General features: G+C 39.5%; 25 protein-coding genes and 1 pseudogene. 16 read left to right on the forward strand and 10 right to left on the reverse strand.

What is annotated here, in order from left to right:
• Together H6G57_RS10795 and psbC are read left to right on the forward strand one after the other, a co-directional pair.
• A pseudogene (locus tag H6G57_RS10795) lies at positions 1-161 on the forward strand (photosystem II D2 protein (photosystem q(a) protein)); the annotation flags it as partial.
• Positions 145-1,527, forward strand: coding sequence for a photosystem II reaction center protein CP43 (gene psbC / locus H6G57_RS10800; RefSeq protein WP_190518471.1), 1,383 nt, complete (start codon positions 145-147; stop codon positions 1,525-1,527). The pseudogene H6G57_RS10795 and the gene psbC, both read left to right, overlap by 17 nt.
• A gap of 80 nt (positions 1,528-1,607) precedes the next feature.
• On the opposite strand, the gene H6G57_RS10805 is transcribed toward psbC, so the two are convergent.
• The 3 genes from H6G57_RS10805 to H6G57_RS10815 all read right to left on the reverse strand — a co-directional run bounded on the left by H6G57_RS10805 (position 1,608) and on the right by H6G57_RS10815 (position 3,264).
• Positions 1,608-2,225 carry a radical SAM protein gene (locus tag H6G57_RS10805; RefSeq protein ID WP_199314195.1) on the reverse strand — a complete coding sequence of 206 codons (618 nt, stop codon included), beginning with the start codon at positions 2,223-2,225 and terminating at the stop codon, positions 1,608-1,610.
• 12 nt (positions 2,226-2,237) lie between these two features.
• The gene (locus tag H6G57_RS10810; protein WP_190518473.1) at positions 2,238-2,606 is read right to left on the reverse strand and encodes a translation initiation factor; all 369 of its coding nucleotides are present in this window, start codon (positions 2,604-2,606) and stop codon (positions 2,238-2,240) included.
• A gap of 85 nt (positions 2,607-2,691) precedes the next feature.
• Positions 2,692-3,264: a pentapeptide repeat-containing protein gene (locus tag H6G57_RS10815; protein ID WP_190518474.1), complete on the reverse strand. Its 573-nt coding sequence runs from the start codon at positions 3,262-3,264 to the stop codon at positions 2,692-2,694.
• A 455-nt stretch (positions 3,265-3,719) separates the two neighbouring features.
• On the opposite strand from H6G57_RS10815, the gene H6G57_RS10820 reads away from it, so the two are divergent.
• Together H6G57_RS10820 and H6G57_RS10825 are read left to right on the forward strand one after the other, a co-directional pair.
• Positions 3,720-4,013 (forward strand): HU family DNA-binding protein, encoded by a 294-nt coding sequence (locus tag H6G57_RS10820; protein ID WP_072719866.1) that lies wholly within the window; start codon positions 3,720-3,722, stop codon positions 4,011-4,013.
• 130 nt (positions 4,014-4,143) lie between these two features.
• Positions 4,144-4,848, forward strand: a complete 705-nt coding sequence (locus H6G57_RS10825; RefSeq protein WP_190518476.1) for a class I SAM-dependent methyltransferase — start codon at positions 4,144-4,146, stop codon at positions 4,846-4,848.
• Positions 4,849-4,915: 67 nt separating this feature from the next.
• Here H6G57_RS10825 and asnS read toward each other — a convergent pair whose 3' ends face one another.
• Both asnS and ribE read right to left on the reverse strand, forming a co-directional pair.
• Positions 4,916-6,307, reverse strand: a complete 1,392-nt coding sequence (gene asnS, locus H6G57_RS10830) for an asparagine--tRNA ligase (protein ID WP_190518477.1) — start codon at positions 6,305-6,307, stop codon at positions 4,916-4,918.
• Between the two features lie 64 nt (positions 6,308-6,371).
• Complete coding sequence (ribE, locus tag H6G57_RS10835) at positions 6,372-7,094, reverse strand: riboflavin synthase (RefSeq protein WP_190518479.1); 723 nt, start codon at positions 7,092-7,094, stop codon at positions 6,372-6,374.
• A gap of 253 nt (positions 7,095-7,347) precedes the next feature.
• On the opposite strand from ribE, the gene H6G57_RS10840 reads away from it, so the two are divergent.
• From H6G57_RS10840 to H6G57_RS10850, 3 genes are all read left to right on the forward strand, one after another.
• On the forward strand, positions 7,348-7,857 hold the full coding sequence (locus H6G57_RS10840) for a bifunctional nuclease family protein (protein WP_072719862.1): 510 nt from the start codon (positions 7,348-7,350) through the stop codon (positions 7,855-7,857).
• A gap of 58 nt (positions 7,858-7,915) precedes the next feature.
• Positions 7,916-9,037 (forward strand): aldo/keto reductase, encoded by a 1,122-nt coding sequence (locus H6G57_RS10845; RefSeq protein WP_190518480.1) that lies wholly within the window; start codon positions 7,916-7,918, stop codon positions 9,035-9,037.
• Positions 9,038-9,129: 92 nt separating this feature from the next.
• Positions 9,130-9,669 (forward strand): hypothetical protein, encoded by a 540-nt coding sequence (locus H6G57_RS10850; protein ID WP_190518482.1) that lies wholly within the window; start codon positions 9,130-9,132, stop codon positions 9,667-9,669.
• 88 nt (positions 9,670-9,757) lie between these two features.
• Here H6G57_RS10850 and H6G57_RS10855 read toward each other — a convergent pair whose 3' ends face one another.
• The gene (locus H6G57_RS10855) at positions 9,758-9,976 is read right to left on the reverse strand and encodes a hypothetical protein (RefSeq protein WP_190518484.1); all 219 of its coding nucleotides are present in this window, start codon (positions 9,974-9,976) and stop codon (positions 9,758-9,760) included.
• A complete protein-coding gene (locus tag H6G57_RS10860) occupies positions 9,973-11,805 on the reverse strand; it encodes a S8 family peptidase (RefSeq protein WP_190518486.1) in 1,833 nt (610 codons plus the stop codon). Before H6G57_RS10860 ends, H6G57_RS10855 begins: the two co-directional genes overlap by 4 nt.
• Positions 11,806-12,010: 205 nt before the next feature.
• Between H6G57_RS10860 and H6G57_RS10865 the strand changes: the two genes are divergently transcribed.
• From H6G57_RS10865 to H6G57_RS10905, 9 genes are all read left to right on the forward strand, one after another.
• Entirely contained in the window at positions 12,011-12,430 is a 420-nt protein-coding gene (locus tag H6G57_RS10865) for a hypothetical protein (protein ID WP_190518487.1), read from the forward strand.
• A gap of 112 nt (positions 12,431-12,542) precedes the next feature.
• Positions 12,543-13,049 carry a hypothetical protein gene (locus tag H6G57_RS10870; protein WP_190518489.1) on the forward strand — a complete coding sequence of 169 codons (507 nt, stop codon included), beginning with the start codon at positions 12,543-12,545 and terminating at the stop codon, positions 13,047-13,049.
• A gap of 55 nt (positions 13,050-13,104) precedes the next feature.
• Entirely contained in the window at positions 13,105-13,992 is an 888-nt protein-coding gene (locus H6G57_RS10875; protein WP_190518491.1) for a hypothetical protein, read from the forward strand.
• Between the two features lie 122 nt (positions 13,993-14,114).
• Positions 14,115-14,573, forward strand: a complete 459-nt coding sequence (locus tag H6G57_RS10880) for a DUF2996 domain-containing protein (RefSeq protein ID WP_072719856.1) — start codon at positions 14,115-14,117, stop codon at positions 14,571-14,573.
• Between the two features lie 79 nt (positions 14,574-14,652).
• Complete coding sequence (gene msrB / locus H6G57_RS10885) at positions 14,653-15,054, forward strand: peptide-methionine (R)-S-oxide reductase MsrB (RefSeq protein WP_072719855.1); 402 nt, start codon at positions 14,653-14,655, stop codon at positions 15,052-15,054.
• Positions 15,055-15,219: 165 nt separating this feature from the next.
• Positions 15,220-15,882: an NAD(P)H-binding protein gene (locus tag H6G57_RS10890; RefSeq protein ID WP_190518748.1), complete on the forward strand. Its 663-nt coding sequence runs from the start codon at positions 15,220-15,222 to the stop codon at positions 15,880-15,882.
• A complete protein-coding gene (locus tag H6G57_RS10895; RefSeq protein WP_190518493.1) occupies positions 15,882-16,586 on the forward strand; it encodes a glycoside hydrolase family protein in 705 nt (234 codons plus the stop codon). Before H6G57_RS10890 ends, H6G57_RS10895 begins: the two co-directional genes overlap by 1 nt.
• A gap of 131 nt (positions 16,587-16,717) precedes the next feature.
• Entirely contained in the window at positions 16,718-16,984 is a 267-nt protein-coding gene (locus H6G57_RS10900) for a hypothetical protein (protein WP_190518494.1), read from the forward strand.
• Positions 16,981-17,100 carry a putative toxin-antitoxin system toxin component, PIN family gene (locus tag H6G57_RS10905; protein WP_190518496.1) on the forward strand — a complete coding sequence of 40 codons (120 nt, stop codon included), beginning with the start codon at positions 16,981-16,983 and terminating at the stop codon, positions 17,098-17,100. Before H6G57_RS10900 ends, H6G57_RS10905 begins: the two co-directional genes overlap by 4 nt.
• Positions 17,101-17,102: 2 nt before the next feature.
• Here the strand turns inward: H6G57_RS10905 and H6G57_RS10910 are convergent, their stop codons facing one another.
• The 3 genes from H6G57_RS10910 to H6G57_RS10920 are packed head-to-tail and all read right to left on the reverse strand — an operon-like array spanning position 17,103 to position 19,480.
• The gene (locus tag H6G57_RS10910; RefSeq protein ID WP_190518498.1) at positions 17,103-17,690 is read right to left on the reverse strand and encodes a hypothetical protein; all 588 of its coding nucleotides are present in this window, start codon (positions 17,688-17,690) and stop codon (positions 17,103-17,105) included.
• Complete coding sequence (locus H6G57_RS10915) at positions 17,680-18,270, reverse strand: ABC transporter permease (protein ID WP_190518499.1); 591 nt, start codon at positions 18,268-18,270, stop codon at positions 17,680-17,682. Before H6G57_RS10915 ends, H6G57_RS10910 begins: the two co-directional genes overlap by 11 nt.
• A 10-nt stretch (positions 18,271-18,280) precedes the next feature.
• Positions 18,281-19,480 (reverse strand): hypothetical protein, encoded by a 1,200-nt coding sequence (locus H6G57_RS10920; protein WP_190518501.1) that lies wholly within the window; start codon positions 19,478-19,480, stop codon positions 18,281-18,283.
• Positions 19,481-19,503 lie beyond the last annotated feature (23 nt).

A 19,503-nucleotide genomic window follows, 5' to 3' on the forward strand; every position in this document is an offset into this window, starting at 1 on the left:
CCCAAGAATTACGGGCGGCTGAAGATCCTGAGTTTGAAACGTTCTATACCAAGAACATTCTGTTAAATGAAGGTCTGCGGGCTTGGATGGCTCCTGCGGATCAACCCCACGAAAACTTTATTTTCCCGGAGGAGGTATTACCGCGTGGTAACGCTCTCTAATACTTCTTATGTCAGCGGCCGTGACCAAGATTCCACAGGATTTGCTTGGTGGGCGGGTAACGCTCGTCTGATTAATTTGTCTGGTAAGTTGCTGGGCGCTCACGTTGCTCACGCTGGTTTGATCGTATTCTGGGCTGGGGCAATGACCCTGTTTGAAGTGGCTCACTTCATTCCTGAAAAGCCCATGTATGAACAAGGCGCGATCCTGATCCCCCACATGGCAACCCTCGGATGGGGTGTTGGCCCTGGTGGTGAAGTGATTGATGTCTTCCCCTATTTTGTGATTGGGGTTCTGCACTTAATTTCCTCTGCGGTTCTGGGTTTAGGCGGGATTTATCATGCCGTTCGTGGCCCTGAAGTTTTAGAAGAATATTCTTCTTTCTTTGGCTATGACTGGAAAGACAAAAACCAAATGACCAATATTATCGGGTATCACCTGATTTTGTTAGGTCTGGGTGCTTTCCTGTTGGTGTTCAAAGCCATGTTCTTTGGTGGTGTTTATGACACTTGGGCGCCCGGTGGTGGTGATGTTCGCATCATTACCAATCCTACCCTCAACCCAGGGGCGATCTTTGGCTATCTGACCAAAGCTCCCTTCGGTGGAGAAGGCTGGATCATCGGTGTTGACAACATGGAAGACATCATCGGTGGTCATATTTGGATTGGTCTGATCTGCATTTCGGGCGGCATCTGGCACATCCTCACCAAACCGTTTGGCTGGGCGCGTCGCGCTTTCATCTGGTCTGGAGAAGCTTATCTGTCCTACAGCTTAGGCGCTCTGTCCCTGATGGGCTTTATCGCCGCTTCTTATGTTTGGTTCAATAACACCGCTTATCCTAGCGAATTCTACGGCCCCACAAACGCTGAATCTTCTCAAGCTCAGTCCTTTGTGTTCTTAGTCCGTGACCAAAAACTCGGTGCCAATATCGGTTCCGCTCAAGGCCCGACAGGTCTGGGTAAATACCTGATGCGTTCTCCGACCGGTGAAATCATCTTCGGTGGTGAAACCATGCGCTTCTGGGATTTCCGTGGCCCTTGGTTAGAGCCTCTGCGTGGCCCCAACGGTCTTGACCTGAATAAGCTGAGAAACGATATCCAACCTTGGCAAATTCGCCGTGCTTCTGAGTACATGACTCACGCTCCTAACGGTTCTATTAACTCTGTGGGTGGGATCATTACTGAAGCTCAAGGGTTTAACTATGTTAACCCCCGTGCTTGGTTGGCTGGTTTCCACTTCATTATGGGCTTCTTCTTCTTAGTTGGTCACTTATGGCACGCAGGTCGCGCTCGTGCTGCGGTGGCTGGCTTTGAGAAAGGTATTGACCGGAAATCGGAAGCTGTACTTTCTATGCCTACTTTAGACTAAGGTTTAACTTGGTCTCTAATTACGGTTTAGATCGTTAATCAAAGACCCCGCCTGAAGAATCAGGTGGGGTTTTTTAGTTTTTAAGGAACATTCAAATATTTATGAAGTTGCACGGATAATCGATAGTGAGGCAATTGTTTTAATAAGTCTAAAACTAAAGGCAAAGTCCGATGGCGTTGAGACCATTCGGGTTGTAAAAACACAGGAATTTGAGGATTAAGTTCTAAATATTCCGCATAAAATTCTAATTCTGTTCCTGTTTCAATGACTAATTTAATTTCTGAGGCTCGTTTCCACATTAACGGTACAACCGGATATTTCGGACTAACATGATGTTTCGGACTTAATGTTACCCAAACAGAATCAGAAATCTCTTGCCAAAAGGAACCGGATGTTTCAATAGAAACCCGTCTTCCCGTCGCTTCAATGGTATTGATTAAAGCTGGAAGTTGAGCATAAATAAACGGTTCTCCCCCAGAAATCACGACTCTAGGCGATCGCAATTCTGTAATTAAATCCTGAAAAGATCGAACTTGACGGGGTAAATTTATCCCCCCATCGGCATAGCCCGTATCACACCAAGGACAACCCACCGGACACCCAGCTAAACGAATAAAATCCACCGGGGTTCCCGCCCAATATCCTTCGCCTTGAATTGTACTTTGAAAGGTTTCATGAACTGGAATTTCAAGCCTCAAAATGTTACTAATTTATCCTCCACTCAGTTTAGCTTTATATCCTAATTTTATCAGAAGTTCTAACACTTTTTGACGGTGATCCCCTTGAATTTCAATCGTATTTTCTTTAACCGTTCCCCCTGCTCCGCATTGGGTTTTTAACTGTTTAACTAACCCTTCTAATGTTTCCGGTTTGGTTTGAAATCCACTAATTACCGTCACCGTTTTTCCCTTCCGTCCTGAACGAGTGGCTTGAACTTTCAAGTTTTGTTGATTAGGGGGAAGTTCAGGAAGGGCACGTTCTAAAGCCGGGGAGTTTGCAGATTCCCCAAACTCCGAATAAACTATCCGGTTTTTACCAGAGTTTGTTTGATCCTGAGATTGACGTTTTGAGGGAGCCATAAGCCGTAAAAAATAATAGTTTAGCCTGAAGAAAAAGGGAAAAACTGAAAAATAGTTTTTTCCCCTTTGTTATAAAATTAAATCGTTAATGGTTAATATTTGTGAGATCCTTTGAAGATTCCCATAAAATTGCCCCTTGCTGTTTCAGTGAACTGACTAAATCCAAAGCCATATTAATCGCATCTGAAAAATTAGCATTTTCAACAATAGCATCCGTCAGGTTAGCTTCTTTTAAATTAACCCCTTTGAGAGTGCTATGCCTTAAATTGGCTTCCACTAAATCCGCTTTTAATAAAGTTGCTCGACTGAGATCAGCATAACTCAAATTAGCCAAGGATAAAGTGGCTCCACTCAAGTCCGCCCCACTTAAGTCCGCCCCACTCAAGTCCGCACCCGTTAAATCAGCCCGTGTCAAGTTGGCCCCACTGAGGTTAGCGCCACTTAAATTGGCACAATAGAGGTTAGCACCAATGAGATTGGCGTTGTATAAACTCACCCCAATCAAATTAGCGCGAAATAAATTAGCCCGAAACAGGTTACATCGAAATAAACTCGACCCACTCAGGTCAGCATTATTAAAATCCGCCCGAAACAGGTCTGTATCTCGAAAATCCCGCTTTCCAGCCGCATAAGCCATCAAAAGTTCTTCAGCCGTCATATTCCATCTTCCCAAGTCTAGGGTCTTCCCCATTGTCACAAACCCAAAAGCCAAAATTGGTAAATCAGAATTAAGAATTAAGAATTTTAACGATCAACACTCAACAGCCAACAGCTAATGGCCAACCATCTGAAGAATTTCATCCCACCGCGTTACAACTCCCTCAAATCAATGTTAATCTCTGAAAAGGCGGTAAATTAGTGTTTTGTCGGAGTCAGCAAATTCCAGAGGATACAAGCCCCTGAATTCATGGGTGGGGATAAGTCCAAAAGGAATTGATTCACTCCCCATAATCGACTGGCAAAGCCAATGGAGAACCGAGACACAGAATTTCACTGCGGGTTGAGGGCTATTAGGAGGTTTAGATTTGCCAACTGCTGATGAGGTTGTGCTAGAACTGCCATCAGCCTTAATATTTGCAGACTTGCTCACACAATTCAGGAGGTTCACATCAGATGAATAAAGAACAACTCGTTCAAGCGACAGCCATTAAAGCGGGTGTCACTAAAAAGCAAGCTGATTTAATCATTTCAGCCATTTGTGATTCTATTATGGAAGCCGTGGCTGATGGGGAAAAAGTGACTTTGGTGGGTTTTGGGTCATTTGAAGCCAGAGAACGCAAAGCTCGTGAAGGTCGTAACCCCAGCACTGGAGAACCGATGACCATTCCGGCGACAACGGTTCCTGTCTTCTCGGCGGGTAAAGCCTTCAAAGAGATGGTTTCAGGTCTTTCTGATGAAGTGGCTTAAACGCTCAACCTAATTTCCCTCATCCCAAGAGACAATATGCTCCTGTTGGTTTAACGTTTTTTGGCTATAGCAATTTTTCATGACTTTTCCCACGCTATACTCAGCCTATTAGCGTGGGATTATTGTTGCAATGGGACTTCAACTCAATACGGTGATTCCTTGGGGTCGCAGTTTCAGCGAATATATCAGGATGTTTGATTTAACGTCCGATGATTTAAAACAATCGATTTTAGATTGTGCGTCTGGCCCGGCTAGTTTTAATGTTGAAATGACAAAACAGGGTTATTCTATTATTTCTTGTGACCCTCTTTATCAATTTTCGGCGGCTGATATTTCCCAACGCATTCAAGATACCTATAGAACGGTTATAGACGGAGTAAAAGCCAGTTCTCAGGATTATATTTGGGATTATATTTCTTCTCCTGAACAATTGGGAGAAATTAGAATGGCGGCGATGAAACAATTTTTAGCCGATTTTCCCATAGGAAAGCCACAAGGACGTTATCTCATCGCAGAATTACCCCAACTTCCTTTTAATTCTCAGCAATTTGATTTAGCATTATGTAGTCATTTTTTATTTACTTATTCAGATCATTTTTCAGAAGATTTTCATCTAAACGCTATTTTAGAGTTATGTCGAGTCGCTCAACAAGTCAGAATTTTCCCGTTATTAAAAGTATCAGGAGAACCCTCTCCTTTCCTGCAACCGATAATTCAAGAATTAGAAACAAAAGGCTATCTAACTACGATTAAAACCGTTAATTATGAATTCCAAAAAAACGGAAATCAGCTATTAATCATAAATAAGCAAGACTCAAAAAATCGTAATTTTTAATCTTGATTAGACGCTAATAACTATTAACTGATAACTGATAACTGATAACTGATAACTAATAACTGACTTAAAATTCAATGGTTTGAGGCGCTCTGGGGAAAGGTATCACATCTCGAATATTACCCATCCCCGTCATAAATTGTACCACGCGATCAAATCCTAATCCGAATCCCGCATGGGGGACGGTTCCATATTTTCGTAATTCCAAATACCACCATAATTCCTCCGGGTTTATCCCTAACGTTTTCATGCGGTTTTCTAATAAATCTAACCGTTCTTCCCGTTGGGAACCTCCGACAATTTCTCCAATTTTAGGAGCTAAAACATCCATAGCTCTAACGGTTTTTCCATCCTCATTTAAACGCATATAAAAGGCTTTTATTTCTTTGGGATAGTCCGTAACAATCACCGGCTTTTTAAAGTATTCTTCCGCTAAATAACGTTCATGTTCTGATTGTAAATCTAAGCCCCAACTGACGGGATACTCAAATTTTTTATCGGTTTTTTCTAAAAGAGCGATCGCTTCAGTATAAGTAATCCGTCCAAACTCATTATTAATAATATTATGAGCCGTTTCTAAGACCGATTTATCAATCCGTTCGTTAAAAAATTCCATATCTTCAGGACATTGTTCTAATACGGATTTAAAGATATGTTTGAGAAAGGCTTCTGCTAAATCCATATCTCCTTCTAAATCACAGAATGCCATTTCTGGTTCTATCATCCAAAATTCAGCTAAATGACGAGAGGTATTAGAATTTTCCGCCCGAAAAGTAGGGCCAAACGTATAAACATTTCCAAACGCCATCGCCATAATTTCTGCTTCTAATTGCCCACTAACGGTTAAATAAGCAGGCTTTCCAAAGAAATCTTGACTATAATCAACCTGTTGAGATTCTGTTAGGGGAATATCCTTTAATTTAAAATTAGTCACACTAAACATTTCTCCCGCCCCTTCACAATCACTGGAGGTAATAATAGGGGTATGAACCCATAAAAAACCCCGTTCTTGGAAGAATTTATGCACCGCAGCAGCACAAGCATTTCTAACCCGAAAAACCGCCCCTAAAGTATTAGTTCGCGCTCGTAAATGTCCGATAGTGCGTAAAAATTCAAAGGAATGACGTTTTTTCTGTAACGGATAGGTTTCTGCATCCGCATCCCCATAAATTTTAACCTCAGAGGCTTTTAATTCAATGCGTTGACCCTTCGCCGGAGACTCGACTAATACCCCAGAAATTTCAACTGATGTACCCGTATTCAGTTGTTTTAAAATATTCTCATAGTCGGATAAATCAGGATTTAATACCACTTGCAAATTTGCCAAAGCAGAACCATCATTAACTTCCACAAAGGTAAATTCTTTTAATTCCCGTTTGGTTCTAACCCAACCTTGAACCGTAACCGTTTCGTTAGGTTGACCTGTTCTCAATAGTTGAATAATTCTATTTACTGTCATCGTATTTTATCCTTTTTTTCAGTTATCAGTTATCAGTCATCAGTTATCAGTTATCAGTCAATCCTTAACTAAACCCATGTTCTGCTAAAAACTCTGGGGTAATCTCCTCTAAGGTGGAAATCGCTGGAATATTATTATAACTTTCAACAGAACTCAAATTTCCTTTGAGGTAACTTTGCAGAAATTTCCCAACATATTTTCCTAAAATATCCGCTTCAATATTCACCCAACTTCCCGGTTGTAAATAGCGTAAATTCGTTTCTTGATAACTATGTGGAATAACAGCCACTTGAAACCAACGACCCTCAACATCACAATCGGAAATCGTTAAACTAATGCCATTGACGGCAATACTGCCTTTTGGGACAATATAAGGCGCAATTTGACGTTGCCAAAGGGTTGAAGCACTCGCAGGAGCCGAAAATCGCATTTCCCAAGAGGTTGCTGTCGGAATAACGGACTGGAGACACCCGACCCCATCGACATGACCTGTAACAAAGTGTCCCCCTAACTTACTTCCGGCTCTTAGAGACGTTTCTAAGTTAAAATAACCCTCTAAACTCTGTCCCAATTTCGTCCGAGACAAGGTTTCAGGAGACGCCGTTGCCACAAACCCTTTATTCTGAAGGTCTACCACTGTTAAGCAAACCCCATCCACTGCCACACTATCCCCAATGGCTAAATCCTTTAAAATTAAGTCTACATCCCCTAAAACGCAACTAATCTGAAACTGATCTTGTCCTTTATGTTCGAGGGTTCCGAGAGCTTGAATGAGTCCTGTAAACATCTTTGTTGACGGTTGAGGGTTGACTTTTAAGGGTTGAGGGACTCTTGCAATGGTGAGTTACGGTATTGTCCATGAGCTATTAGCCATTGCCGATTCCCCTGACTGACAACAGACAACAGACAACACACCCTAAAATCCTATGTCGATTCTGACAAAAATCAAGGCATACTGGAATGGAGGTGGTCTGGTGTGTCAAAAAGCTTAACCACTGAGTTTGTCGAGAGTATTTGATAGAGAGGCTAAGGCTAAACCAATGATTGAAATGAAAGTCGCTGGAATTGCACTCGACGCCGCTACACGCAGCCCTATTATTTTACTGCGGGATGCGGTTGAAAGACGTGCTTTACCAATTTATGTAGGTCAAGATCAAGCAAAGTCCATCCTCGGCGCTTTAGAAAATCACAAACCACCCCGACCTCTAACCCATGATTTATTTGTAAATCTTCTCGAAACTTGGGATATGACTTTGGAGAAGATTGTCATTCACTCCTTGCAAGATAGCACGTTTTATGCTGTATTAATTGTTCGTCAAGGGGAAATTAGAAAGGAAATTGATGCTCGTCCCAGTGATGCGATTTCTATTGCTTTACGCACCGATAGCCCGATTTGGGTGATGGAAGAAGTGATTGCAGATGCTTCTATTCCGGTCGATAGGGACGCCGATGAAGCTGAACGACGAGCGTTTCGAGACTTTGTATCTAACTTGAGTCCTTCGGATTTAATCAAACGTTCAGAACTGAATAAAACCGATGAAATGCAATAACAGGAATATGGGGGGGTAGGGAAAGACACAGCCAACAGTTAACAATTAAAAATTAACAATGCGTTATCGGCGGTTTGGCAAAACAAACCTAGATCTTTCTGTATTTTCCTTGGGTACAATGCGGTATTTAGCATCCCCAGAAAATGCCTATTTAACAATACAACGGGCTATTTCTCTGGGGATTAATCATATTGAAACGGCTCAAGGTTATGGTCAAAGTGAATCTTTTTTAGGGAAAGCTATATTAGCGGGTTTATCCATTGAGCGATCGCAACTTTATATTACGACTAAAATCTCGCCGACACCCAACCCAGATCAATTAGAACAACAGATTGATCAATCTCTAAAACGTTTGAATTTAGATTACCTCGACTGTCTGGCTATTCATGGTATTAATACCGCCGAACACCTCGAACAAACCCTGCAAGGATTATCGGGAGTTGAAAAAGCGATCGCAGATGGTCGAGTTCATTATTTAGGGTTTTCAACTCATGCTCCCCTTGAGGTGATTTTAGCTGCTATCAATACAGATTTATTTCAATTTGTCAATCTCCATTATTATTATTTTTTTCAACGAAATGCTCCCGCCATTGAGTTAGCCTTTGAAAAAGATATGGGGATTTTTATTATTTCTCCTGGGGATAAAGGCGGACAACTTTATACGCCTTCGGAAACCTTAAAAACGCTCTGTCACCCGGTTTCTCCGTTAACGTTAAGTTATCGTTTTTTATTAAGTGATTCCCGCATTACCACCTTAAGTTTAGGTGCATCTACTCCTGATGAATTAGATGAACCTTTAAAAGTGGCTGATCAAGATGGTCAATTAACTTTAGAAGAAATTGCTATTTTTCAACAATTAGAAACTCAAAAAATAGGAAAATTAGGAACCGATTTATGCAGTCAATGTTATCAATGTTTACCCTGTCCTGAACAGATTAATATTCCCGAAGTGTTACGGTTAAGAAATTTAGCAGTTGCTTATGATATGACCGACTTTGGAAAATATCGCTATCGAATGTTTGAAAATGCAGGTCATTGGTTTCCCGGTCGTAAAGCTAATCGTTGTAATGATTGTGGCGACTGTTTACCTCGTTGTCCTGAACAATTAGACATTCCCACTTTATTAAAAGATACCCATGAACGTCTGAAAGGGACGGAAGGGAGAAGATTGTGGGAATAGGAGGAGGAGGGGACAAGGGGAAGCAGGAGGAGATGAAGAGGAGAAATAATTAACGTTTTAGACTTGCTATATATATTATCCTATTTTAATTTATGAATTCAATTAATAAAACGGCTAAAATTTTTATTGCTTTTATCTTGATTTTTAATAGTTTAATTGTTCCAGTGCGATCGCAAACATTACCATTACCCGAAGAAGATTCTGTATCCCCTGACCTGAATAAACCGCCTAAACCCTGTTTTTCAGAAGATGCGGTTTTACCCTTTCCTCCTCTATCTCAAACTGAACCGAGTATTCCCAGTCTTTGGTTAGCACAACACCTTTATGGAGGTAAAGTTCTGCAAACTTGGTATATTGAAAATAGCGTTATTCAACTTTCCCCTAATCTTTATTTAGATTCCCCGGTAACATTAGTTGTAGAGCGAGAAAATTGGAATGCAGAACGATATTTAGGGCAATATGTATTTGTGAATCGATTTGCTAATGTGACTCGAAGCTATGGTTATAATTTACGAGTTTGTAATCTACAAGGAGATTTACTAGGTTATTATCATTGTGATTTTACAACCTCTCCTTTACGTTGTCAAGTTCAAATTCGGTCTACAGGTTTAACCAGACGAGATTTTAAATAATTAAGTTTTGGGGCGGGTTATGTTAGAGAATTTGTGACTTACAAAATTCCTGAATCAACCCACCCCCACGCTTAAAATCAATCAGAAATTAAGCAGTTTCAAAAGAGTCGATTTGTAAAACCGGGCCAATCATTGCTAAGGTCATGACATCATCTCGAACCTGACCTTGAACCGTAACTTTTAACCCTGCTTTTTGCAAATCTGAAGGAGGATTGTGTAATTCATAGGTTTTGTTATCGCTGACTAATGCCCAGGTTCCAAAACCAAATCCTTTGCGTTCAATAGTGCCTGTTACTGTAATAGTCATACGGTTTTCACTTGAGTTTTAATGGCTAAACGAGCTAAACCAAAACATAACAAAGCGTTGAGAATCAGGAACAGTTGAGCAACCCAGCCTGTTCCTAATCCCCAAACAGCAGGAGACACTATCGCATTAATTCCTAAACAACTCGCGGTTCCAATCGTCAGTCCAATTGCAATCCACTTCCATTGGGGATGCCCAAGCAATAATACAATCAAAATGGCGGGAATCAGTACACTGGCAAAAATGGGATTTAATACAGCATTTCCTTGAATTGCAGAGCCTAATTCCGGTACAGAACTGCCCATAATTCGCATCGGCCATTGAGGTAAATCAAAGATATAGAAACCTCGCAGGAAAAATAAACCACTACTTCCCGCAATTAATCCTCCCGTTAATGACCAACCCCATTGGAAGGGGAAATAATTTCGCAGAAACCAAGCTAATAAATAGGAACCTAAAACCATCGCTAATTTAGGCAATAATGCCACTGCTCCACCATCAACCCAAAACCGAGGATTGAGATAGCCATTATCCCGTAACCACCGGAAGAAATCGCGGAAGGTAATTTGTCCTTTTAATGCCATTTGTACGGCATTTGTTGCATCTAAATGACCAGCCCCAAAATGATTTAAAGGGTCTTCTGGAACTTTTCGGGCAGATTCTTTGAGAAGGTTAACAACTTGGTCGGGTTCGATAACGCCACTGGCTTTAATTAATGCTGCTACCCCAGCCACATGAGGCGCCGCCATACTGGTTCCTTGAAAGGCGGCAAATACAGCTTCACCCGTGGTCGGGTCAATGGTATTTTGTAAGATTCCTCCGACTTCATTTTCTCCTTCAATTAATCCTCCGGGGGCGGCAATATCAACACCAGCCCCAAAGTTAGAATAGGGAGTTTTATTTCCAGCCGCATCTAAAGCAGCAACACCCAAAACTTTGGGATAACGGGCTGGATATCCGGCGGAATTTTGCCCTGCATTTCCCGCAGCACCAACAATGACAATTCTTTTAGAATAGGCATAATCAATGGCTTCTTGCATTAACCCACTTTCGCCACTTCCGCCTAAACTTAAATTAATTACATCAGCGCCATGGTCAGCCGCAAATTTAATCGCTTCTGCAATATCTGAAATGGTTCCACCCCCCCCTGCACTTAAGACTTTTAAGGGCATAATTTTGGCTCTGTAAGCAATTCCAGTTACGCCATAATTATTATTAGTGGATTGGGCAATTGTTCCAGCAACATGGGTTCCATGTCCGTTATCATCAAAGGCTTCTATTTTATCGTTGACAAAATCATAGCCTTCCACAAATTGGGTTTGTTCTAAATCAGGAACCCGACTGACTCCAGTATCAATAACGGCAACGGTAATTCCTTCTCCTTGGGTTTCATTCCAAGCCCCTTCAATATTAATACTGCGAAAATTCCATTGTTGACCGTATAATGGATCATTAGGAATGGTATTGGCTGTATGATAAATAATCGCGGCTTGGGCATTTTTCCCTGGAATTTCATCAGCCCGATAAATGTAGTTGGGTTCTATAAATTCCGTTTGCTTTCCTAGGGATTTTCTCAAGGATTTCAGTAGTTTTTCATCCCCGCGAACAACATAAACGTGATCTTCCTGGGAAAATTCACTATTGAGATAGGGAACAATTTGATATTGTTCAGCAAGTGACCGAACTTGGTTTGCAATTTGTTCTTCTCCTAACGATTCTCGAAAGTCAAGGACAATACTGTCATAACTGCCTTGATTTGCTAGACCCGAAAAGTTAGAAATTGCCCAGCCTAAGCCAATTAAAAATAAGCAGAAGAGGAAAAATTTTTTCATCGTTTTTCAACGCTTGGGGTTGATGAGAGGTTGACACTTTCCAGAAACCGGGTTTGGTGAAACTAAATCTTGTGGACAACCGACAAAGGGAAAAAACCCGGTTTCTTGGGTGCTGTTCCCTGTTATACAATCGTGTTTCTATTCTATCTACTGTTCTCAAAATAAAGGATCATAGAAAATAAATTTATACGGAGTAAAAATTGCAATGGAACGTGGTTTATTGTGGCTTCCCCTACTGGCGGTGTTTATCGGTTTAGCGTGGTCGGGTTGGAATGAATACCAAAAACTTGAAGCTTATCAAGCCTGGGCGACAAATTTTGATAAAGCTAAATATGATATTTATGCAGTCTTGGGGTTAAAGGAAGCAGACTTAACCTGGGGAAAACCCACCCGCAAAGGGCCAATTAATTTACAAACCTTTTCCCTCAACGAAGTGGGGTCTCTAGGATTATTCGTGGATAATCAAGCTATTGACCCCAATATTCCCCCGGAGAAAGGAAAAGCGATCGCGTTAGAATTTAGATTCAAAGATTCTGCTAAAATTGTCCAAATTCCTTTTACTGAAATTTCTCTGGCTGTCCGGTGGTATAACTATCTTCAATCCTTGATGCAATCAACTTTATAGAACTTCTGGCTTCTCGATCTGTGTAAAAAGCGTATACTAGGGAGAATAGCGGTTATTTTCCTCAAGATTGAGGAAATAATGGGTTATTTTTACCTTCTGTCTAACTGAACCTATGAATTTAAAACGATTTCCTAAAGTTTTAATTGCCTTAACTTTGGCAATGTCGTTATTTGTATCCGCTTGTGCGGGAACAACTTCCGCGCCACCGCAGGGGAATCAATCTGTTAGTAGTCCAGCGCAACCTGCTGTTGCACAGAAACCCGTTTCGGGGGGAAGTTTTAATAAATTTTTCCCAAAAAGTGAAGATGAGTATAAAGTGGTTTTTACTCAAGAAAAAACGGGTTTTGCTGAAGCAAAATTGAATGAAAATGGACAAAATGTAGCAATGCTTTCGATTAATGATGTTGCTAATAATCCTAGCGCGGCTACAAAATTTAAAAGCAGTAGCAAAACCATTGAGGGCTTTCCGGCGGTGACTCAAGGCACAACTACCACTGCTATTTTAGTCTCTAACCGCTATCAAGTTAAAGTTCAATCTCGTTCAGATTCTTTTGATGCTGATGACCGAGAAGAATGGATTGAAAAATTTGATTTAAGTGGATTATCCCGACTAAAATAATATCGATAAATTCGATAAATTGAGTTTTTTACAATAGTTTTTGAGGAGAAGGATTGTGAGCAAAACGATTACTCAATTAGTGGATGAATTACCCACAGGTGGCGTTACCGTCATGGTTTTACGCGGGTTAGACTTTGTAATTCCCGGTCAATGGAATAATTTAGTTGGGTTTGAAAATACCGTTCGCACGGTTACAGGAGAAAATGATCCCGCCCTGATTCAACAAGTCAGCGAACGGGCCTTATGGCTGTATAATGATAAAAAGGAAGGCTATCAAAAAGCATTGTGGTTATATCAAACCATTGATAGTGCTGGAACCGCTTTAGGAACAGCAGCGTTAGCCAATAAAATTGGAGAAAATGTTAGCTTTTTAGGATTTTTAAATCATTTAACGCCTAAAGCCAATAAAGCCCAAGCCATTGATTTATCCTTGAAATTAGTGGCAGAATTAGTAGGATTTTGTTTAATTAATGGAATTCCCGGCGATAGTATTGGGGATTTTTTAGCGGCATTAGGAGATTATAGTGGCGAATCTTTAATGCGGATGACAGCGTTAGTTTGTTTGGATGGTTTAATTCCGTTAGGGCCAGATTTTATTAGTTCGGCGTTATCCACTATTGGAAACTTAACCCCGAAAGAATTAGAACAAAATGAAGGCTTTAAACGGATTAATGATGTCATTCCTGGGAAAACTTCTGAAGGGAAATTACAATTTATTCAAGGAAGTTTTGATTCGGTCAAGGGTTGGATGGGAGATTTTGTTTCTCAACATGATTTAACCCCCGAAAAAGTAGTTAAAAATCTGCAAGGGTTTGTTGATATTACCAATGATAAGTTAGATTATGTCGCTGCATTTTTGGACATGACCACTAACTATTATACCCATACAGGAACTCAAACCTTAGCCCGTCGTTTAATTGAACGGGCCGTCGCAGAAATTTAATCCGGGATAGAGTAAAAATTTAGGGGTAGGGTTTTCCCACCCCTGCATTGTGATCTGTGATCCGTTAAAATATTTTCAATATTGCCGTGAATTGTTGTTGACATTAACAGAAGGAAGTCTCTATGTCTGAGGAAACAAAACCCAAGGCTGAAACCACCGCCCCAGAAACAGAAGCGAAAAAACCTGCCGAGAAGAAACCCAAAGCACCTGCTTTAGAAGATAAACCCTTTCCAGAGTTTATCCAACAAGACTATATTCCCGCCTTACAAAAAGCATTAAATAGTCAAGGCGTTGAGGATTTAGACCTGAAATTTGCTAAAGAAAAATTGCCTTCGGGGTTAGGAATTAATGAAGATTGTTGGCAAGTAGTTGGTAAATGGCAAGCGGGAAAGCGACAGTTTAATCTCTATTTTCCCAATGAAGATATCAAATCTCAAAAGCTATTTACCTGTGCTTTAAATGGGAATAAACCTTCTACGATTGAATCATTTTTAGTCGATGAACGAAAGATTACCCTCGATTTATTAGTGTTTGGAGTTGTTCAACGTCTGAATGCACAAAAATGGTTAACTCGTAACTAATTCTAATTTTAATCCTAGTTTGTTGGGTTGAGGCGAAACCCAACCCTGTATCAATCACCCCATTTTTCCTAGAGGTTTTATGGTAGAAAAAATCAAAAAAACGGATGCTGAATGGAAACAACAATTAACCGATGAACAGTTCCATGTAACTCGCAAAAAAGGCACGGAACGCGCATTTACTGGAAAATACCATAATAATAAAGAAAAGGGTATTTATAAATGCGTTTGTTGTGGCACAGAGTTATTTAGTTCGGAGACAAAATTTGATTCAGGAACCGGATGGCCGAGTTTTTGGCAACCGCTCAAAGAAGATAATATTAGTTTAAAAAGTGATGTTAGTTTCTTCATGCGTCGAACTGAAGTTCTTTGTGCGGCTTGTGATGCCCATTTAGGTCATGTTTTTGAGGATGGGCCTAAACCTACTGGACAACGTTATTGTATGAATTCTGCGGCGTTAGATTTCGAGAAATCTGAAGATTAACCTCACCCCTTTCCCAAGCGGAAACTTGGTTAAAACAGGAAGATATGTGCAGACAATTGGTAAATGGGCATCAATCCAATAATAAATCCAATCTAGCCTATCTTAACTTTATAAATTTTGATGTTGTTTGCACAACTTAACCCCTACTTAGAAACCTTTGATCACATGAAAGCATTTGTCGCGGGTGCAACGGGAGAAACAGGACGGCGAATTGTCGCTGAATTACTCAAGCGGGAAATTCCCGTAAAGGCTTTGGTTCGGGATATTGAAACGGCGCAACAAATTTTACCCCCAACGGTTGAACTGGTGACGGGAGATGTCTTAAAACCTGACAGTTTAGCCACAGCTATCCGTGATTGTACGGTTGTGTTGTGTGCCACAGGTGCAAGACCGAGTTTTGATCCCACCGGGCCTTATCAAGTCGATTATCAAGGAACAAAAAATTTAGTCGATGTCGCCAAAGCTCAGGGAATTGAACACTTTGTTTTAGTGACTTCTCTATGTGTTTCCCAATTTTTTCACCCCTTAAATTTATTTTGGTTAATTTTGGTGTGGAAAAAACAAGCGGAGGAATATCTGCAAAAAAGCGGTTTAACTTATACGATTGTGCGTCCAGGCGGTTTAAAAAATGATGATAATAATAACAACATTGTGATGCAGTCTGCTGATACATTGTTTGAGGGAAGTATTCCCCGAACTAAAGTCGCTCAAGTTTGTGTAGAAGCCTTATTTTTGGATAATTCTCGAAATAAAATTGTTGAAATTGTAGCAAATTCAGAGGCTAATCAAAAATCTTTTGAACAACTTTTTGCTAGTGTATTGAACTAATGGGAATATCTCGAAGAAAAGACCAACTTCGTCGTCGAAAGCGACTATTTTGGAGCGTTTTGCTGCTGTTTATTTTAACCTTTATTGGAGTAAGAAGTTGTCAAGGAAAATCTGAATTTCACCCCTTAATTGATCAACAGGTGGAAGAACAATGGCCACCGTTAGTGATGCGCGGTGGTGACCCCTATATTCGCGCGTTGATGCGAACAATTTCCGCCAGTGAATCCAGTTACTCTGACCCCTATTATGTTTTATATGGGGGCAAATATGTCTGGGATTTGCATCGCCATCCCGATGAGTGTATTAAGATTGTGACAGGCCCGAATAAAGGCAAATGTAGCACCGCAGCCGGACGCTATCAAATGTTAAAAACAACTTGGGATGAAAAAGCCGAACACTACCATCCTAAACCTGCTCAATTTTGGTTTTGGCTTCCCTATAGTTTTGAACCCCAATATCAAGATACAGTCGTTTATCGTTGGTTATTAGATGATAAATTCTGGGGAGTCAATATTTCTCAATTATTGCGCGAAGATAGACTCGATGAAGTGTTGAAATTATTATCAGGAACCTGGACAAGTTTAGGCTATGGAATTGAAGATAACATGATTACCAGTGACCTACCCGAAATTTATAATAAAATCTTACAAAATGAACTGAATCACGAAAATGGAGAATTGTGGGTTAATCAAGACTCTCCTTAATTCCGGGTTGGTAATTAGGGCGATCGCAGAAAAACTATTGCTATAATTGTAGGGTAAGCTAGGCCCAAACCTAAGCTTAATCTGATCATTATTTTCTTCAAATCATCACAGGAACAACTCAGGAGAAAAACATGACAACGAAACTCATTGCTAAAGTAACTTCTGAAGGAAAATTAGAAATTCCCACAGAAATTTTACAACAACTGCAACCTTTAACGGAATATGAAATATCAATTACAGAAAATGAAATTAAACTGACAAAAACTCAGAAAAAGTTAAGCTTAGATGAGTTGTTTCAACGGATTGATGAAGCAGAACCCGATCCTAATCAACCGAGTTTAGAAGAAATTAGTGAAATAGTCAAAGAAGTTAGAAAAGAATTGTGGGGTAAATCATGAAAGTTGTTCTTGATGTTAATGTCTGGATATCAGCTTTATTATGGGGAGGTTTACCATCTCAAATATTACATCTATCCAGACAGAACAAGATAACTATAATATCAAACTCCCGTTAAAGTTAAGAAGAACGGCGTTTATCTGGAATTTGTAAGCCATACAGGAATAAATGTAAAATCTCTAAAGGTGTCATAGGAGGACTATGAATCATAAAATCATCACTACTGGGATGGACATGAAAGCGCATTCCTCGTTCTTCATTATTATGATTGGGTGAATTGAGATCAAATCTCAAAAATTTTGCTGGATCATAATTTTCGGGAAACCTAATCTCAAAATCAAACATAAGAACTTCTGATGGCTTTTTATTTTCATCAATTAAAATCAAAAAATCAAACCAACATTGATCAAACCGTTCAAAATGGGGAATTTCTTTACATCGCTTAAAATTTCGTTTTCCTCCTTCGCCTCCTCCTCCTGTGATCTCAAAAATTTTGTTCTGTCCAGTTCCTTGGGACTTTACTAACTTTAAAAGTTTACGAATTTCATGGTGCTTAGTTAGTAAAATTCCTTCATCATGAGCTTGAGTTAAACATTTAAAAATTTCTGTCCGTAATTTTTTAGCACTATTTACATTTTTGGGTGTAGCTTCCCCAATTCGGTGCTGAACTTGATCACAAATGTTTTCCCAGTTGTTGTTACTGTCCAATTAAATCCTCCCGGTTTAAAAGAAGAAGCCATTCACCATATTCAGGATCAGAAGGTAACTGATTTTTTTCAGCTTTTGTAATAATTTCAATATCGGATAATCCTGACCATTCTCGCAGTGATTCTAATCTTTTTTCTCGTTCCTCATCTGTTAAAAGTTCTACTCCGGCTTGAAAACTATAGATCCTAGAACCTAGCCAACTCACAAAATTAGGAGCATAGGTTAACATCATTTTAGCTGAATCGGGAGAAACAATCAGAACTCCTCCGTGTTTTTCTTGATTTAACCGACTTCTAAAATAATCAAAATTATACCAGTCCTCTTGATTCCAATCTTCTAATCCAAAAATGATTATAAATTCTTCTGAAACATTTTGAATTTGATGATTGAGTTGCTTAATTCCCACCTGACCAGAAATCGCTACAACGTTGTAACCTGTAAAAATACTAAGAATTTCTTCTAAATCTTGAATTAGTTCTTGATGCTCAGAATTATTGGCTACAATCGCTAACCAAATATTACTCTGGGGATAAGTAGAAATTCGCTGTAAAATTTCATCAAGGGATATGGATGTAATCATTTAAAATATCCTAAACTAAGGATGGATGCAAAAGCGGTAAAATTGTCGGATGCACAGCATAGCGTTTTTCCGGGTACTGATATTCTAAAATACGCTGAGTCACTAATAGTTTAATTTGTTCATCTGTTGTGGGAATAAAATTTTCCGAGTGTGAGGCTATCATTAAATATTTAAGGTCATCTTTGGAAATTCCATATAATTTTTGTTTCCCCATTGAACGAACAGCATTTCTAACATCATCTACTTCTAATCTCATACTATTTGATGCTAAATAAGATTCTTCAATCGAGGCTTGTGTTAAGTTGATTAAATCGCGCAAAACACCCCCCGAATATTGAATTAATTCCTTTAAAGCTACTTCTTCTATAAAATCTTCAGAAGAACGACTATAAAGAATATTTTTAAAGAATTCGTAATTTTCAGGATCATTTTTGACATCAAAGCAGGGTTGATGGTAAAAATAGTTAATGGATTCTAGGATAGTAGGTTGATAGGAGCTATAGGTTGCTAAAAGAGGCTCAACGAGAACAACTCCTATCCCCATATCAGAAATAACTTGAACATCTGTTGTCACAATTTGGGAAAATGTTTGAGCATCATTTAATCTATCTAAACCATCAAATAATAAAACTAGATTTCCATAGATAGATTTTGCTTCTTCAGTAACTTGATCAACCGCATTTATAAACGTTTTTACATCAGATAATTCTTTGGATTTAACTGGGATAATACCTTGACGTTCTACTACTATCTCATCTTCATTATTTTCCTGATAATAATCATAAGGATCAATAATTTCTCTATGACCAAATGCTCGCTTAATTATAAAATTTCTATTAATTTCTATATTAGGATTTTTGGTATCTTTTGTTAGTTCGGCTAGAACTGAACCTGCGATCGCAATTAATACTTTAGATGAAATGACTGTTAAATCTGTATATAAACTGACATCAATATAGTGAGCATAGGTATCTCCTATTTCGTTAATTTTATCTTTTGCAACTAACAATTGAGTCGTTTTTCCCGAACCAATTCCTCCTGCTAAAAGATGGGTAGAAGCCGGACGCAGAGCAATTCGATTCGCTAAAGTATCAGCTAATGACTTTTGAGGTTGATTGACGTAATAACCTCTAGCAATGGCTTTCTGAGGATCAGTATTAGCTTCAAAAGCAGCCATTTTTTCTCTAAAGAACTGAAGTTTGTTAGACATAATTTATTCGTCTAAAGGATAGG

The organism is Planktothrix sp. FACHB-1365 (genome assembly GCF_014697575.1).
In the GTDB taxonomy this organism is placed as follows: Bacteria; Cyanobacteriota; Cyanobacteriia; order Cyanobacteriales; family Microcoleaceae; genus Planktothrix.

Bases quoted from the DNA above. Each gene is read 5' to 3' on its own strand.
- H6G57_RS10810 (WP_190518473.1), bottom strand. From the start codon at position 2,606: ATGGCTCCCTCAAAACGTCAATCTCAGGATCAAACAAACTCTGGTAAA.
- H6G57_RS10815 (WP_190518474.1), bottom strand. From the start codon at position 3,264: ATGACGGCTGAAGAACTTTTGATGGCTTATGCGGCTGGAAAGCGGGAT.
- H6G57_RS10820 (WP_072719866.1), top strand. From the start codon at position 3,720: ATGAATAAAGAACAACTCGTTCAAGCGACAGCCATTAAAGCGGGTGTC.
- H6G57_RS10825 (WP_190518476.1), top strand. From the start codon at position 4,144: ATGGGACTTCAACTCAATACGGTGATTCCTTGGGGTCGCAGTTTCAGC.
- asnS (WP_190518477.1), bottom strand. From the start codon at position 6,307: ATGACAGTAAATAGAATTATTCAACTATTGAGAACAGGTCAACCTAAC.
- ribE (WP_190518479.1), bottom strand. From the start codon at position 7,094: ATGTTTACAGGACTCATTCAAGCTCTCGGAACCCTCGAACATAAAGGA.
- H6G57_RS10840 (WP_072719862.1), top strand. From the start codon at position 7,348: ATGATTGAAATGAAAGTCGCTGGAATTGCACTCGACGCCGCTACACGC.
- H6G57_RS10845 (WP_190518480.1), top strand. From the start codon at position 7,916: ATGCGTTATCGGCGGTTTGGCAAAACAAACCTAGATCTTTCTGTATTT.
- H6G57_RS10850 (WP_190518482.1), top strand. From the start codon at position 9,130: ATGAATTCAATTAATAAAACGGCTAAAATTTTTATTGCTTTTATCTTG.
- H6G57_RS10855 (WP_190518484.1), bottom strand. From the start codon at position 9,976: ATGACTATTACAGTAACAGGCACTATTGAACGCAAAGGATTTGGTTTT.
- H6G57_RS10860 (WP_190518486.1), bottom strand. From the start codon at position 11,805: ATGAAAAAATTTTTCCTCTTCTGCTTATTTTTAATTGGCTTAGGCTGG.
- H6G57_RS10865 (WP_190518487.1), top strand. From the start codon at position 12,011: ATGGAACGTGGTTTATTGTGGCTTCCCCTACTGGCGGTGTTTATCGGT.
- H6G57_RS10870 (WP_190518489.1), top strand. From the start codon at position 12,543: ATGAATTTAAAACGATTTCCTAAAGTTTTAATTGCCTTAACTTTGGCA.
- H6G57_RS10880 (WP_072719856.1), top strand. From the start codon at position 14,115: ATGTCTGAGGAAACAAAACCCAAGGCTGAAACCACCGCCCCAGAAACA.
- msrB (WP_072719855.1), top strand. From the start codon at position 14,653: ATGGTAGAAAAAATCAAAAAAACGGATGCTGAATGGAAACAACAATTA.
- H6G57_RS10890 (WP_190518748.1), top strand. From the start codon at position 15,220: ATGAAAGCATTTGTCGCGGGTGCAACGGGAGAAACAGGACGGCGAATT.
- H6G57_RS10895 (WP_190518493.1), top strand. From the start codon at position 15,882: ATGGGAATATCTCGAAGAAAAGACCAACTTCGTCGTCGAAAGCGACTA.
- H6G57_RS10900 (WP_190518494.1), top strand. From the start codon at position 16,718: ATGACAACGAAACTCATTGCTAAAGTAACTTCTGAAGGAAAATTAGAA.
- H6G57_RS10905 (WP_190518496.1), top strand. From the start codon at position 16,981: ATGAAAGTTGTTCTTGATGTTAATGTCTGGATATCAGCTTTATTATGG.
- H6G57_RS10915 (WP_190518499.1), bottom strand. From the start codon at position 18,270: ATGATTACATCCATATCCCTTGATGAAATTTTACAGCGAATTTCTACT.
- H6G57_RS10920 (WP_190518501.1), bottom strand. From the start codon at position 19,480: ATGTCTAACAAACTTCAGTTCTTTAGAGAAAAAATGGCTGCTTTTGAA.